At 32.8% G+C, this 13,998-nt stretch carries 12 protein-coding genes; 3 read left to right on the top strand and 9 right to left on the bottom strand.

Annotation, left to right across the window (positions count from 1 at the left end; translation table 11 throughout):
* From DXC04_RS14955 to DXC04_RS14920, 8 genes are all read right to left on the bottom strand, one after another.
* Positions 1–1,439: ATP-dependent DNA helicase (locus DXC04_RS14955; RefSeq protein WP_118661303.1), on the bottom strand; the 1,439-nt coding region annotated here is incomplete at its 3' end.
* 530 nt (positions 1,440–1,969) lie between these two features.
* On the bottom strand, positions 1,970–2,392 hold the full coding sequence (locus DXC04_RS14950; RefSeq protein ID WP_118661302.1) for a sigma-70 family RNA polymerase sigma factor: 423 nt from the start codon (positions 2,390–2,392) through the stop codon (positions 1,970–1,972).
* 524 nt (positions 2,393–2,916) lie between these two features.
* A complete protein-coding gene (locus tag DXC04_RS14940) occupies positions 2,917–4,614 on the bottom strand; it encodes an ABC transporter ATP-binding protein (RefSeq protein ID WP_118661300.1) in 1,698 nt (565 codons plus the stop codon).
* The gene (locus DXC04_RS14935; RefSeq protein WP_118661299.1) at positions 4,614–5,339 is read right to left on the bottom strand and encodes an ABC transporter ATP-binding protein; all 726 of its coding nucleotides are present in this window, start codon (positions 5,337–5,339) and stop codon (positions 4,614–4,616) included. Before DXC04_RS14935 ends, DXC04_RS14940 begins: the two co-directional genes overlap by 1 nt.
* Positions 5,330–7,207, bottom strand: coding sequence for an FtsX-like permease family protein (locus DXC04_RS14930; protein WP_118661298.1), 1,878 nt, complete (start codon positions 7,205–7,207; stop codon positions 5,330–5,332). The genes DXC04_RS14935 and DXC04_RS14930 overlap by 10 nt, the downstream gene beginning before the upstream one ends.
* A gap of 274 nt (positions 7,208–7,481) precedes the next feature.
* Positions 7,482–7,652, bottom strand: a complete 171-nt coding sequence (locus tag DXC04_RS15645; protein WP_158580525.1) for a hypothetical protein — start codon at positions 7,650–7,652, stop codon at positions 7,482–7,484.
* Positions 7,653–7,690: 38 nt separating this feature from the next.
* The gene (locus tag DXC04_RS14925) at positions 7,691–7,966 is read right to left on the bottom strand and encodes a CXXX repeat peptide modification system protein (RefSeq protein WP_118661297.1); all 276 of its coding nucleotides are present in this window, start codon (positions 7,964–7,966) and stop codon (positions 7,691–7,693) included.
* 11 nt (positions 7,967–7,977) lie between these two features.
* The gene (locus tag DXC04_RS14920) at positions 7,978–10,125 is read right to left on the bottom strand and encodes a radical SAM peptide maturase, CXXX-repeat target family (protein ID WP_118661296.1); all 2,148 of its coding nucleotides are present in this window, start codon (positions 10,123–10,125) and stop codon (positions 7,978–7,980) included.
* Positions 10,126–10,759: 634 nt separating this feature from the next.
* Between DXC04_RS14920 and DXC04_RS14915 the strand changes: the two genes are divergently transcribed.
* From DXC04_RS14915 to DXC04_RS14905, 3 genes are read left to right on the top strand one after another with little or no spacing between them, the layout of a single operon-like run.
* Positions 10,760–11,128: a BlaI/MecI/CopY family transcriptional regulator gene (locus tag DXC04_RS14915; RefSeq protein WP_118661295.1), complete on the top strand. Its 369-nt coding sequence runs from the start codon at positions 10,760–10,762 to the stop codon at positions 11,126–11,128.
* 3 nt (positions 11,129–11,131) lie between these two features.
* Positions 11,132–12,238 carry a M56 family metallopeptidase gene (locus DXC04_RS14910; RefSeq protein ID WP_118661294.1) on the top strand — a complete coding sequence of 369 codons (1,107 nt, stop codon included), beginning with the start codon at positions 11,132–11,134 and terminating at the stop codon, positions 12,236–12,238.
* Between the two features lie 2 nt (positions 12,239–12,240).
* Complete coding sequence (locus tag DXC04_RS14905; RefSeq protein ID WP_118661293.1) at positions 12,241–12,483, top strand: hypothetical protein; 243 nt, start codon at positions 12,241–12,243, stop codon at positions 12,481–12,483.
* A 151-nt stretch (positions 12,484–12,634) separates the two neighbouring features.
* On the opposite strand, the gene DXC04_RS14900 is transcribed toward DXC04_RS14905, so the two are convergent.
* Positions 12,635–13,998 (bottom strand): lysozyme family protein (locus tag DXC04_RS14900; RefSeq protein WP_118661292.1); only part of this gene is annotated, 1,364 nt, incomplete at its 5' end.

The following is a 13,998-nucleotide window of genomic DNA, read 5'->3' as shown; positions in this document are numbered from 1 at the left end:
GTCGAACAGATCAGTGAATGGATATGGCCTGCTATCATCTCCGCCTCTTCCTGACTTCCTCTTCTGGATTTTTTCAAATTCTTAGGCAGATATAAAAGACAGTTCTTCTGATATTCAAACGGGGAGTCTGCCACATATTCCCGGACTCTCCGCACTCTCTGTAATCCTGTCATTTTCCGAATGTGGGAAAATCCCTGTCCGTTTTTTAAAGTTCCGCTTGTAAGAATCGCTCCCATACCTCTGCTCCATAACATCTGGTCAAGGTACTGCGGAATCCGTCTGCTGGATGCACACAATATAATCCGGTGGTCATGGTCCTGCTTTAGATGCAGCACATACTTCTTATCCTGATGAAAAAAACATTCCAGTACACTTCTGGTTTCTTCCAGCTTGTTTCTGATCCACTTTGGAATCTTCTTTTCTAACTTTTCTATAATCTTATTCATGGTCTGTATCCCCTCATATAAATACATTTCACACTCTTCTGTCATGTGGAATTCTTCTTTTATCCCATATCTGGTTCTGTGGTTTTCTCCTATGATGTCCAGCACCATCCGGATCGCGCCGGACAGTTTCCTTATCTCCGATCCTTGATATTCTTTTCCAAGATAAAAGCAGATTTCCCGGATATCGTCATAACATAGGCTCTTCCCGAACATCTGCTTTGCTGCATCCGGCAGTTTGTGTGCTTCATCTATAATCAATGCCCGGTAATCTTTCAATAACGGGCGGTAATCCTGCAGCCTGTGATAACCATCAGCCAGCAGATAATTGTGATTACAGATCTGAATGAACATTTCATGATCTCTGGAACGCTCCAGATACTGCTGATACCTGCATGAACCTCTTTTCGGGCAGTCTCCCGAACAGAACTTCGGTACACTTACCATCCTTCTGTCAAACCCACTTAAGTTAGACACTTCGTCCATATCATAATGTTCTTTCAACGACAGCAGAGCTTCTTTCTGCAACGCATTTTTGTTTTTCTCTTCGATTGCAACGATTCGTTGCGCCAACCTCTCATCGCAGACAAAATGCTCTTTTCCTTTTCGTATCACAGCTTTGATAGGAGTCTGAATCGTCCCGTTCTCCTGAAGAATCCGGGAGAGAAAGGGGATATATTCCGTAAGAATTGCTTTCTGGAGTGCAATGCTGGAAGTGGATATCACGACCGGACGCTGCTCATAAGGGGAACATCCTTCTGCAAGGAGGGAATATTTTCTCATCAGAACACAGGCCACCAGATAGGCATACGTCTTGCCGATACCGACACCCGCGTCACACAGTGCTATGTTTCTTCCCAGCAGGTTATCCAGCATTTTGTGGCATAACATAATCTGTTCTTCCCTTACTGCCATTCCATGCTCCGGAAACAGTACCCGGAAGATCGTATCAATTTCACGATGCGCTCTTTTTAAATATTCTTTTGTGTAATACATTATTTGTTACCTGATATGCGTGCTGATACCACATCAATGCGGCTGTAAAGAATTTCTCCCTACAGCCGCATGTATCTGATATCAACGACACATTCTTCCTTGATTTCTTATACTTTTGTTTTTTGGCGTTGTATTTGTCCTCGACTCCCCCAATTGCCTTACGGGAACATTACAGGCGGATGCTTGGCATTGCACCGCTCATGGATTTTCTAAAGGTCTTGCTGATTACAACCCAAAGTCCATCCTCTGCTCACTGGCAGTTCCTATGTATCATTATCCCCTCGTAAGTGATCCTCGCAAAAGACCGCCACGATCCTGTTTCAGTTAAAGTTGATTCGCTCGAAACAAAAACACCAGCAAAGAATTTTTTATATTCTTTCCTGTCATTTTCATCTGTCCTCGCGCCTTCCTAACACGCTTCTACTTACGGGAACGTACCTGTAATGCTGGTATAGGATTTTCAAAGTACACTGGCAAAATTTACCTGCCTATTAAATAGCCGACGAAATTCGTCATTTTTGTCTCAAAATTTAAAATTTTTTCAATTTTTTCCGCAAAATCTTTCTTTTCGTATAAACGGTATCCTTCGGAAGTCCCATAATACTTGCGATTTCCTTAATCGAATATCCCCATGTACTAAGCAAAAGTATCTCCAGTGTCTGATGCTCCGTATCCTTTAACAGTTCATACAACCGTCTATCTCCCACATGATCTAAGAGTTCCCGGACATCCATTGCAAACGGTTCACCGTCCTCTGGTTTTCCTGTATCAATCTCCTGCATCGTTTCTTCCAGCCGTTCCCGGTATCTGCGTTCTTCCAGAAAATCTTCCCAGTCCATCTGTCTTAATTTCCGAATCTTCTCTTCGTCCATGCCCAGTTCACGCAGTTTCTTTTCTTCCCGTTCTTTCCAATAATGCCATTTTCGTTCTTCGCTTGCTTTGTTATAAGCCATTTATTTTTCCTCCGATCTGGATTTCTATAGAAATCAAATCGGAACATGGCGGTGAACGTATTGATACAGTCTTACCATTTTCGAAAAATGTCGGAAAAAAAAGTGCTGCAACCTGTACGATTACAACACTTTGTTTCTTCTTACTTTTTTGTTTTTTTAGTCGCTTCCATTGATGCAAATACGCCTTCTCCTTTTATCTCGCCTCCCTAAATAAGGAAAAGTATATAAAAATGACTGTCAGATTGTATTATTTAACAATTATCTTCCAGTCACTTTTAACAGAATTTTATATTTTTAATATCTAAATAGCATTCCCTCTTTCATACAATCTAAAGCATCTATGTATCCTTAATATCACGCCTTGAATTTCATTTCCCGCCTGCAACAACTATATCGCAAATTCAAGTTAATTGTTTTTGTACCCCCATTAGAATTCTTCCGATATTTCATATACACTTTAAATGCTTAAATATATTTATTCTGGCATAAGTTCTAAATGTTCTACATTGATACCTTTAATTCATTTATGAATACTTACTAAATAACTCTTCATAGTTTTTATTTCTATTTAACAATTCCTCATGTGTTCCTTCATCTATAATCTCTCCTCCATGAAGAAAAAATATCTTTTTACTCATCTTTACACTTAGTTCTCTATGACTAATATTAATTATTATTGCTCGTCTTGACATTTCTTTTATTAGATTACACATATTCTTTTCACTTTGTCCATCTACATCAGATGTAGCTTCATCTAATAAAACAACAGAAGCCCTTCTTAAATATCCTCTGACAAATGCGATTTTTTGACGTTGTCCACTGGACAATTTTTTTCCCTCTTCCCCTATTGAAGAATTGTATCCCTCCTTCAATTCCATAATATAATTATGAATACCTATTTTTTTACATACTTCTTGTATCTCTTCCATTGTCACATTTTCATTTCCTATTTTTATATTTTCTAAAATTGTTCCATTAATAAAATATGGTTTTTTCGTCAAATAAATTATTTCTTTTCTATAGCAATCTGTATTAATATCATCTATTAAAATATTATTTACTTTTATTTTTCCTTTTTGACATGAATATAACTTTTCTATTAAAGATAATATTGTAGTTTTCCCACTACCGTTTTCACCAACAAATGAATAAATACCTTCTTCTTTCAGTTCAAATGCTACATTATTTAATACACATTTTTTATTATAACCAAAAGATACACTGTCAAACGAAATTTGATTAATTTTTTCTATATATTTTTCTTCTTTCGGATATATATTTTTTTCAAGCAAAGAACTTATTCTTTGATAACTAATATTTACTGCCTGTTTATTTATATTGATATCAAGTATTTTAGATATCGCTATCAGTAATTTTGATAAATAAGTACTAAATGCAACTAATCCTCCGATTGTCATTTCCCCTTTTTCAATATATTTTATCGAAATAAAAAGAATTGAAACATCCAATAACAAATTAATTATTCCACGAATAAATTCTATTTTTGAATCAACTATTTCATTTTCCATATATAGATTATATTCTTTGGATAATAAATCACTAAATTTTCTGCTAACCTTTTTTTCTTCTTGATATACTTTAATTCCTAAAAGATTTGAAATCTTTTCCTGCAACCAACTATAGTATTGATCTGAAAAGATTTTAATATCTTCTTGTAATTTTTTTACAGTATTTTTAAACAGGATATTTACTATATACATTAAAGATATGAGCACAACGGATATTAATGTTAAAATGTTAGAAATTTTCATTAAAAAATATAATGAAATAAAAAAATTACCTATAATCATAAAAATACTACTAACAAAATCCATATAATAATCTACAATAATTGATGCGTCAAATTCTATTCTATTTAATAATTCGCCTTGTTCAAATTCTTGACTCTTATAATAAGGCATAGCTACTACACATCCAAAAAGTGTATGTTTGATTCTATTTACAATATTTAAAACTATACTTTTCCCAAGTATTTTTTCAAAACATCCTAAAATTTGAATACTAAACAAAATGGCCGTATACCAAAAAAAATATCTACCCATTACCATTTTTTTATTCTTACTAATATTGTCTATAATTTTCCCAAATAAATATGGATTAATACTCTCCAATATTATTCCCAATATAATAACAATACTTAATAATATTATATAACCTATTTTTTCCTTAAAAAATTTTTTTAATAATATATAAGTTTTCACTACAATTCAACCATACTTTCTATGATTACTCTATAAAAGTCACTTTGATCAATCTTTTTCTTCAATTCATTTATAATTCTTCCATCTTTCAATAATACAATGCGGTCACACCAACTTGCCATTTGTGGATCATGTGTTACCATGACAATTGTTTTATTCATTTTTTTATTTATTTCTCTCAGCGCTTCAATTACCACTTTTCCGGACTTCGAATCAAGGTTTCCTGTAGGCTCATCTGCGAAAATAATCTCTGGATCATTTATTAATGCTCTGCAAATAGCAACTCTCTGCCTTTCACCTCCTGACAGTTCAGTTGGCATCTTTTTTTCCAAAAGCCTGATCCCGAATTGATCCATTAGCATTCTCGCTCTTTCTTTTTTGGCATCATCTACCGTTTTGCTGATATAGAAAGGCAACATAATGTTTTCAAAAACATCCAGGCTGTCCATCAAATAAAATTCCTGAAATACGAATCCCAATTCTTCTCTTCGTATTCTCGCAAGTTCTTTATCTGACAGTTTTGATATTTCATCTTTCTTGTATAAAAGTGCCCCATCTGTTACAGATTCAATGAGTCCCAGAATTTTCAAAAGTGTCGTCTTCCCACTTCCTGATTTTCCCATAATTCCTACAAATTCGCCATCCTGTACATTCAAATTAATACCCTTTAACACTTTAAACTTACCGTAACTTTTCACAATTTTCTCTCCGCTGATCACTTCCATATCTTTTCCCTTCTTTCACTCTGAATTTGCTGATTAGCAAGTCTCCATCCATACTCTCTCAATAAGATAATGTACCCGGCCTGGAATAATAACAGTGCAAAAAATGTTATCAACACCTGTTTTTTCAAGAGCCAATCAACGTTCCATGTAATATGACTCAAAGCACCACCACTTATTACAATCGAAAGTATAAATGCGATCCATAAAGAAAGCGAAAGTTCCTTTTTCACATTTTTCTTTATTTCTTTGGTCTCCATGCCTATTTTTTTCAAGAATCCATATTTCATACTTACATTAGAAATGTCTGACCATATTTTTATAGATAAAATCATTATTCCACTAATAATCAAAAATGCACCAATACAAATGTAAAAGATAAGAGTTGTCAAATCATCCTGTCTGTCTTCTTTCATCAATGAGCCTTTATAAAAACCAATTATCTCATATTTCTTTTCACATACTTTTAATTTGCCCTCATCAATCGCCGTCTCTTTTTCTGTTTGCTGCGTCATAATAACCGTATTCTTTTTCTGCAAAGATCTAAGCATATCAAAATCACTATTATTCATAACCAGAATTCGTATAATATCCGACTGTTGAGCAACAAATAAAACTTCTTTCACTTCTTTTTTTATCGCAAATTTACACATTCCTGTTGCTGTTTTTAAATAAACATGTTTATCCTGAAACATGTTTTCATCGTCTTGTTTTGATTTTTCCAGAACTGCCTTTACCTCTCCCTGTTTGATATGCTCTTTCTTATTCTTTGTAAGTTTGTTATAGGAATCCTCCGAAATACCTACATATTCTCCTCCATCATTGCTTATGAGCGGAATATACGCATATTCATCTATTTTTTCATCTGGTTCTTTTATAACCTTATGAATTTCGTCTGTATATTTTTCTTCTGTCATACATACATAATTATATGGATATTTCCATAAATACTCGGAAGAAAGATTACCGTATTCTATAATATTGATATTTACAATCACCCATACAAATACATTAATAATAAAAACAATTAAAATTATATTTTTATTTTCTGAAAATCTGTGATACAACGTTTTTAGCGTAAGAATATGTCTGTCATACCATTTTTCTTTCTTTTTCACCCATCGCAATATAACATTTCCCAAATAAGTAAACCAAAGATATAATCCGGTCAGCGAAAAAAGAACTCCATATTTCATACGTGGATATGTCATAGGAACCTTCGAAAAAAGAATAATTGCAAACACAAAACAGATCAGCCCTGCAATCGCACCTATCACGCTTGCTTTAACAGACGGAACCGTCCCCCTTTTCTGTTCCGTATTCAAAAGCGAAGCCAGTGAATTGTTTTGAATTTTTATTATATTCATGATTACTGCAATGCACAAAATAACACACATATAAAAACATGTACTTCCAATATTCTTTAGAAACCAGCATGGATCTTGAACTGTTTGAATCCCTTCTTTTCTGAATATAGACTGAAGAAGAATTACAAAAGGCGTTCCCACTACACACCCAATCAGCCACGAAATACCACATATAATCCCATATTCCAGAATTATCATCCGGATAATATCTTTCTTTTCTTCTCCGAATACCATAAACATTCCATAATCTTTGATTCTTATCCGGCTATAATTGCTTACTGTATAGCTGATCAAAATCAGACCAATAAACAGCAATATATACATGTACGTTTGAATCGCAATTCCTTGTTGCGACCGAACCCTTTCTTCCATACTCATTGTTCCAAGAACCAATTCTTTAACTCCTAGAAAGACAAATAACATAATTGCAACTAAAATAGCACTCATAACACACACAATACTATTACGCGCATTTTTTTTTAATATTTTCAATAATATTTTCATATGCCTAATCCTTTAAAGAGAGGGATTTCTCCCTCTCCTAATTTTGAATAACTAAATTTTGTTACTAAGACCGGTACAACCACCTTTACAGTTTTTTGCGCATCCTCCCGAACACGTTTTCTTACAATCTCCATGGCATGAACCTGAACATGTTTGTAAACAGTTATTACTACACACTATACATCCTCTTGGTGTAATAACAGTACTGTACGTACCTTGAATTTTGCTCGTATATCTGCTCATAGTTTCACCTCTTTACATTGCTATTGTCTACCTAATTTTTAAGGAACTTATAAGAACCAACATAGCAGACTGCTTGACAACCTTTTGTGCAACCATATTTACATCCACCTGTGCATTTCAGATTGCATCCACCACTACAAGTACATCCTGATAAAACTGTTGTCATGGTTTTTTTTCCTACTTTACTTTCATATCTACTCATATTGCTCCTCCTTTCTTTGTATATTAATAACATATATTTTAATTTATGTTATTTTCTTCTAAATATATTTCTCCTGTACTAAAGTCTACAACCCAGTTTCCTTTTTCTCTTCCTTCCCACTGATACTTTTTTGACTTACTTTCCCACCATTTATTAAACATATTTTGATATTTTCTTATATCTTCACTTAAATTACTATTTATCTCACTCGATAAATTTTCTAATAGTAGTAAATTATTTAATGCAATCAATTTTTCATGTATATCAGATATTTCTTTATTTTCTTCTTCTGTAATTTTTCCCACTTTTAGCATTTTTCTTCTCCTCACATTACTGTATAATAACCAAGATTTGTTCCAGCTCCATCCATTTTTAAATATGGATCCTTAAATCCGTCATTATCTAGTTGGTTATAGCATTCTATTTTTCTTCCTATCTTTTTCTGTAATTTATAAGAAATTTTATTTTCTATCATTGCCTTTTTACACTGAAAACTCGGAGACACACTAACTTCATAAGTATATTTTTTATTAATCCAAAAACAATTTTCACATTGATATGCAGAACAATTTTTGCATATTGGTGCATACTCTTTCGTATAAAGATGCCTGTTAGGAATTTTTATTTCTGTATTTAAATCTCCAACACTTCCCTTCTCTGAATTTTCAAAATATTCCGCCGGACAAATATATATTTTCCCATTGGGTGCATATGTTAATAAATCAGTACCTGCCACACAATTTTCATGCTTTTTTAAGAAGAAAATATCCGTAAGAATATTAATTTCTTTTAAAACACCTTCTTTAACTAAATAATTATTAATCATATTTGCTATTTCTTCTAATTCTTTTTCATATGTAAAAAAATCAAACATCGGAGATATATTTTGAATATTAATATTTATTCGATTAACTTTACCCATTAAAAAAATTATTTTTTTTGCCATTCCTTTTATTTCTTCAGCACTTATATTAAATATAATATTATCTTGTTTGTCTGCCTCCATAAAAGAATTATCACATACCAAAATTGAATCATTTTCCAGATTTGCGTCATCTATCCTATTTGCTGCATAAATATGTGTAATTGTATACTGCTCATATTTTTTAGATTCATTATAATTATCAAATTTTCTTCCATGAACAAATACAGGTGTAATAAAATTTTCTCTACAATATTCTAGCCCTTTCATTATTTGTTCTTCACTCATATACATCTCTTCCACAGTTTTCCCACAATTATAAGAACAAATAGAAGGAACGTCATTAGCCAACAAAAAATACATTTGTCGTTTTCGTTCAAGTTTTCTTTCCCGGTCAATTCCCTTTTTATTTAAAAGTAAAGAAAAATAGTAATCATTTGCCCTTACCCGTGCTTTATGCATTTTACATATATATTTTGTTCGAACAAAATTTGTATTTGTTTCCGCTTCATCATAATTAAATCCTTGGCAAAATGTACACCCTGTTGCAATATCACAATTTAAACACTCTTCATCACTTTGATACTTATACATTAACGTTCCAAATGGACGTACTTTTTCAAAATCGACTCCATTATCTATATCGCCTATAACATATCCTTTTTTATTATTAAGCGAATAATCATAATATCTCATACAAGGATATAAGTTACCGTCTGGATCTACTGCTAACATCTTTCCTGCTCCACAGCTTGTATTAATTAAATCATCTTCACTATAACAACTTCCTATATAATCATCAAACAATGTACAACTATATTTATCATACAGATCATTCTCAATAATATAATCTGCTAACTCTTTTAACTGGTTTTCAAAAATTTTATCATCTTCTGGTTTCCATACATTCTCAAACACAACATTGGCCGCAATATCTTTTATTCCCATTTCCCATAATTCAATAATGCTTTCCTTTAAATAACATAAATCCTCACTTGCAAATGTTACTTTTGTAGCTCCTTCAAATTGTTCTAACCATAACGGAATATTTTTCTTAATTACATCATAAGATCCAGACCCGTCAGGAAATACTCTCTGCAAATCATGTTTCTTTTTTGTTCCATCAATTGTAATTCCTAACGATAATTTTCCATAATTCTTTTTTATAAACCGTTGAACTTCTACATCCGAATAGTTAACTCCATTTGTACAAATGTTAATTCTATAATTCCAAAACCAGTCATGGTTCATTTTATAAGTTTTTAACTTAAAGTAATCACAAATTTGATCTATTAGCCTAGTTTCTAATAATGGTTCTCCTCCAATAAAATCTAAAATGACTGCTTCCTGCTTGTGTATTGGAGAATTTAAAACATAATCTATAAATTTCCTTGCCACTTCGAACGACATTCTTTTATTTGATGACTTATGTGTAATATAACAATATTTACATCTTAAATTGCAATCTGCTGTAACAATAAAAGTAAGTGACTGTGCTGTATTCCCTTTCCACGATTCTACCTGTTTTCCAATTGTGTAATTTTTACTCATCTTTTCCTTTGTACATAATCAAATATGTACACAACCTCCCTTCGTAAAATATCTAAAATTTAACCTTTTTTAATTTTCAGATTTAATTACTTTTTGAGACAATGCCGGTATACCTTTCCCAATACTTCTTTCTGATAAATAAATTGCCTTTTTTAATTATTGTGTAATCTTCTCTCTTTTCATTTTGTAATCCCTTTCTCTAAAGTATTTAACATATTATTTGTTTACGTTCCGCCTATGTATAATTGACATGCCTTGTTTCAGCAATACAATTATTGCAATATCTAAATATTTTATTCTTATACACCTTCCCCCAATTATAAACAAATTACCAAAACCCATCGATTTATATTTCGTTATTATGATTTATTAATACAATTTCTCATTTTTTAATTCTAATCACTAGTCCCACTCTATTTTCTTATTTATATTTTCAAAGTTTTTGGTTAATTCTAACAATATAATACATTTTTCCGTTAATTTATATACAAACCATATAATTATTTTAATGAAATGTCAATAGTATTATTGATTAATATTTTTATAATTGCATTTTTTTTTTATTATTATATCTATATCATTGTAATAATGTATTTTTTATTATATACTTTAACTAGAAAGGAGGTACTGTTTTATGGAATTGACCAAAAGTGAATCTAATATTTTAGAAATATTATTAGATGCAGATAAACCATTATCAAAATCAGAAATTTTAAACCATGCCTTAGAAAACAAACCTTGGAAAGATGGTTCTATTCATATTTTATTGAACAGTTTATTAAAAAAGGGGGCTATCTATGAAGCAGGTTTCATACGTACTGGAAAAGGATTTGGACGTACTTTTGCGCCTACAGAGAAAGGACGGTTCTACTTTTCAAATCTATTAATGAACATTACAAAAAATGCTGAACCATATAAAGTATTTTCACAACTGATACAAGAAGGCTCTTTCTCAGATTCTGAACTAACTGAATTAGAAAATTTAATTAAATCGAGGAAATAACCTATGAAAGCTCTTAATATCAGTATTTTTTCGCTGCTTAGTAGCTTTATTTTATTTAATTTTGCTGCTCTCATTATAATTTTAAACCGAAATAAAACAGCTTTTATTATAAGATATGGTATAAATTTACTTTTGCTTTCATCTTTACTCGCTTTTATACGACTCATATTACCAATTGATCTGTATAACGCAAAAATAATCGATATTCATCAAATATATAGACCATTAAAATATTTTTTAGTTTTAAAAATTGGAAATGAACTTTACATATATCAATTTTTATTATTATTATGGGGAATAGGAACTGTCTTATTTTTATTTTATTATCTATCTACTTCTATACTTGAAATTTATAAATTAAATCACTTAAATTGTACACCATGTCCTACACTAGAAACTTTATGTTCTAATTATATGCAACCAAAGGTGATTATTAAAATTTCTCCGGAAGTAGATGTCCCTAAAGTATGGGGATTTTATAAATGCCATATATATTTTCCAAATTATATGCTTTCCCCTGATGAGTGGAAATTTATCTTAGATCATGAAGTACAACATATAAAATTACATGATACTTTCATTAAAATGCTTTTATTATTTTTAACTGCGCTATTTTGGTGGAATCCAATTATGTATATATTGCGGAAAAATATTGATCAAATGTTAGAATTGCGATGCGACTCAAAATTAGCTCAAAATTATTCTTTAGAGATGCAAAATAAGTATTTAGAAACAATATTAAAAGTACTAAGAGAACGAAATACTTCTCTTACAATTTCAAAAAAATATTTAACTGCTTCATTTGTAAATCATTCAGCATATTCCTTGACTCGTCAACGCTTTGAAATGATCTTGAATACAAAAAAATTAAATAAAAACAGAACTTTCCTATGTTACTGTATTACCGTTTTACTATTTGCGAGTTCCTATTTTATCATATTACAACCTGATGAAAAAATGACTACTGAACCGGGGCCTACTTTAATTTTACATACCTCCCCCAATGAATATAAATTATATATTAATGGAACATTCTCACAAAACTTAACACCCAATGAAATTCATTCTAAAAAATATTCAAAATACGAAATCATAGAAGGGAGCAATTAATTATGAATTTCAAAAAATTTATTTTTACACTTTTTACCTATTTAATAGGGGCAGTATTTCTATTACAGACTTATACAACACCTGTTTTTGCCGAATCATCTTTGCAAGATCATTATCAAAAATTATCTTCTACTTCAAGAGCAGAACGAGTTGAATGGCGTTATCGTACATATAAGGGGAAAAAGCAAAAACGACTTTGGTCTATTACTTATGAAAAATGGTTAACCGATTGGTTACCGGCTTAATACATAGTCATTTTACATTGTATCAATAAAAAGTAGGATTAATCCACATTTTCTTTAAGGTTAATCCTACTTTTGTTTTACTAATGAATATTTCTCCTTTAATGATATTTTATTTTCTACTTTTCAAACACATTAACAATCATATAACTTTTTACCAACTCCTCCCATACCCCATAATAGCTCCATAATCTACTTCATAATTTCTCTGCCGTACCTGATCACTGGAATTTCCTTCAATCGTGTAAACTCTTCCACCTTCACATTTTTCTACAATTCCTACATGGTCTGATGTTCCATCGTGATCCCAGTCGAAGAAAATAATCATTCCGACTGATGGGGTTGTTCCACCGCTCTGCCATTTGTTCTTTCCCTGAAACCAGGTAACACCGGAACTGCACAATGAGAACTTCGGAACTTTTCCACTTTCGATTAAGCCACTTTGATTGGCACACCATGACACGAAACAGGCACACCATTCTACATGACTGTCGAATCCATACCAACTCCAGAATTTCTGACCACCGCTGTTTCCAATCTGCCCCATTGCCACCGAAACAATCTGCTGATTTCCAAACAAATCAGCAAACAGGCTGCCACCAGAATAATACCTCATCACATGTGGAACGTATTCGGGATCACCGTAACTGCTCCATCCATGTGAAGCTGCTTGCTCCTGCGAAAATTGTAAAGCATTAGCTTCTGTGTATCCGCCTCTTTGCAACGCCCATCCTATGTATCCGTTTCCGTAGTTATATCCCTGCCATGCAAGTTTTAACTTGTCCATATCCTGTGGACTACTACATCCTGCCTGACTGATACAGTCTGCAAAGGTCTGTACTCCAACCTCTATCGAATAATCCGGATCAGTAATAGAACCAGGAGTGTGTGGGAATCTTGTATTATATGGACTTTCCGAACACTGCATCGGGTCTGTTCCCCTGCCTCCAGATTCCTGCATCATGATGGCCTGTATCGCAGACACATATTCCGGAATGCCGTATTGGGATGCATACTGCTGTATCACAGAAATATACGCAAGCACTTCTTCACTTAGGGATTCAGAGCTTTCCGAACTACTGCTGAAAGCTGCTCCTGCAATGATTCCCACAATCAGAATAAATACCAGAAGAAATGCACCGCCTCCGGCAGCAATCCATTTTCCCATTTTTTCAAGAGCTACTCCCCCTTTTTGAATCGCTGCTGTAATTCCCTGTACGGATAACTTTGAACCCTTTCCAGTTACCTGAAAGACTGCTTTTCCACTTTCTGTCGATGCCTGTGCTGATTTTCTTGCCATCTGGACTGCTCTTGCTTTCTGCATCGCCTGAAGACTTTTTTCCATCTGCTGTTTCTGCATGGATGCTTGTGTCTTTATTTTCTCCTGAGACAGACCGGATACTTTTACCACTCTCGGTGCTGCTTTCACCTGCCGTTTACCATTCTCCTTGGCAAGGGCGGCCTGCTCCGGTTTCAGCTTGATTAATTTCTTTCCGCTTTCTGCCCCCTGCTCCATTG

The sequence above is a fragment of the Dorea sp. OM07-5 genome (assembly GCF_003481355.1).
Taxonomy (GTDB): Bacteria; Bacillota; Clostridia; order Lachnospirales; family Lachnospiraceae; genus Dorea_D; species Dorea_D hominis.
This window is presented reverse-complemented; position numbering and strand designations above follow the sequence as displayed.

Excerpts from the sequence above, each read along its gene's own strand:
- DXC04_RS15645 (WP_158580525.1), bottom strand. The coding sequence starts at position 7,652 with ATGAGTAGATATGAAAGTAAAGTAGGAAAAAAAACCATGACAACAGTT.
- DXC04_RS14925 (WP_118661297.1), bottom strand. The coding sequence starts at position 7,966 with ATGCTAAAAGTGGGAAAAATTACAGAAGAAGAAAATAAAGAAATATCT.
- DXC04_RS14935 (WP_118661299.1), bottom strand. The coding sequence starts at position 5,339 with ATGGAAGTGATCAGCGGAGAGAAAATTGTGAAAAGTTACGGTAAGTTT.
- DXC04_RS14915 (WP_118661295.1), top strand. The coding sequence starts at position 10,760 with ATGGAATTGACCAAAAGTGAATCTAATATTTTAGAAATATTATTAGAT.
- DXC04_RS14905 (WP_118661293.1), top strand. The coding sequence starts at position 12,241 with ATGAATTTCAAAAAATTTATTTTTACACTTTTTACCTATTTAATAGGG.
- DXC04_RS14950 (WP_118661302.1), bottom strand. The coding sequence starts at position 2,392 with ATGGCTTATAACAAAGCAAGCGAAGAACGAAAATGGCATTATTGGAAA.
- DXC04_RS14920 (WP_118661296.1), bottom strand. The coding sequence starts at position 10,125 with ATGAGTAAAAATTACACAATTGGAAAACAGGTAGAATCGTGGAAAGGG.
- DXC04_RS14930 (WP_118661298.1), bottom strand. The coding sequence starts at position 7,207 with ATGAAAATATTATTGAAAATATTAAAAAAAAATGCGCGTAATAGTATT.
- DXC04_RS14910 (WP_118661294.1), top strand. The coding sequence starts at position 11,132 with ATGAAAGCTCTTAATATCAGTATTTTTTCGCTGCTTAGTAGCTTTATT.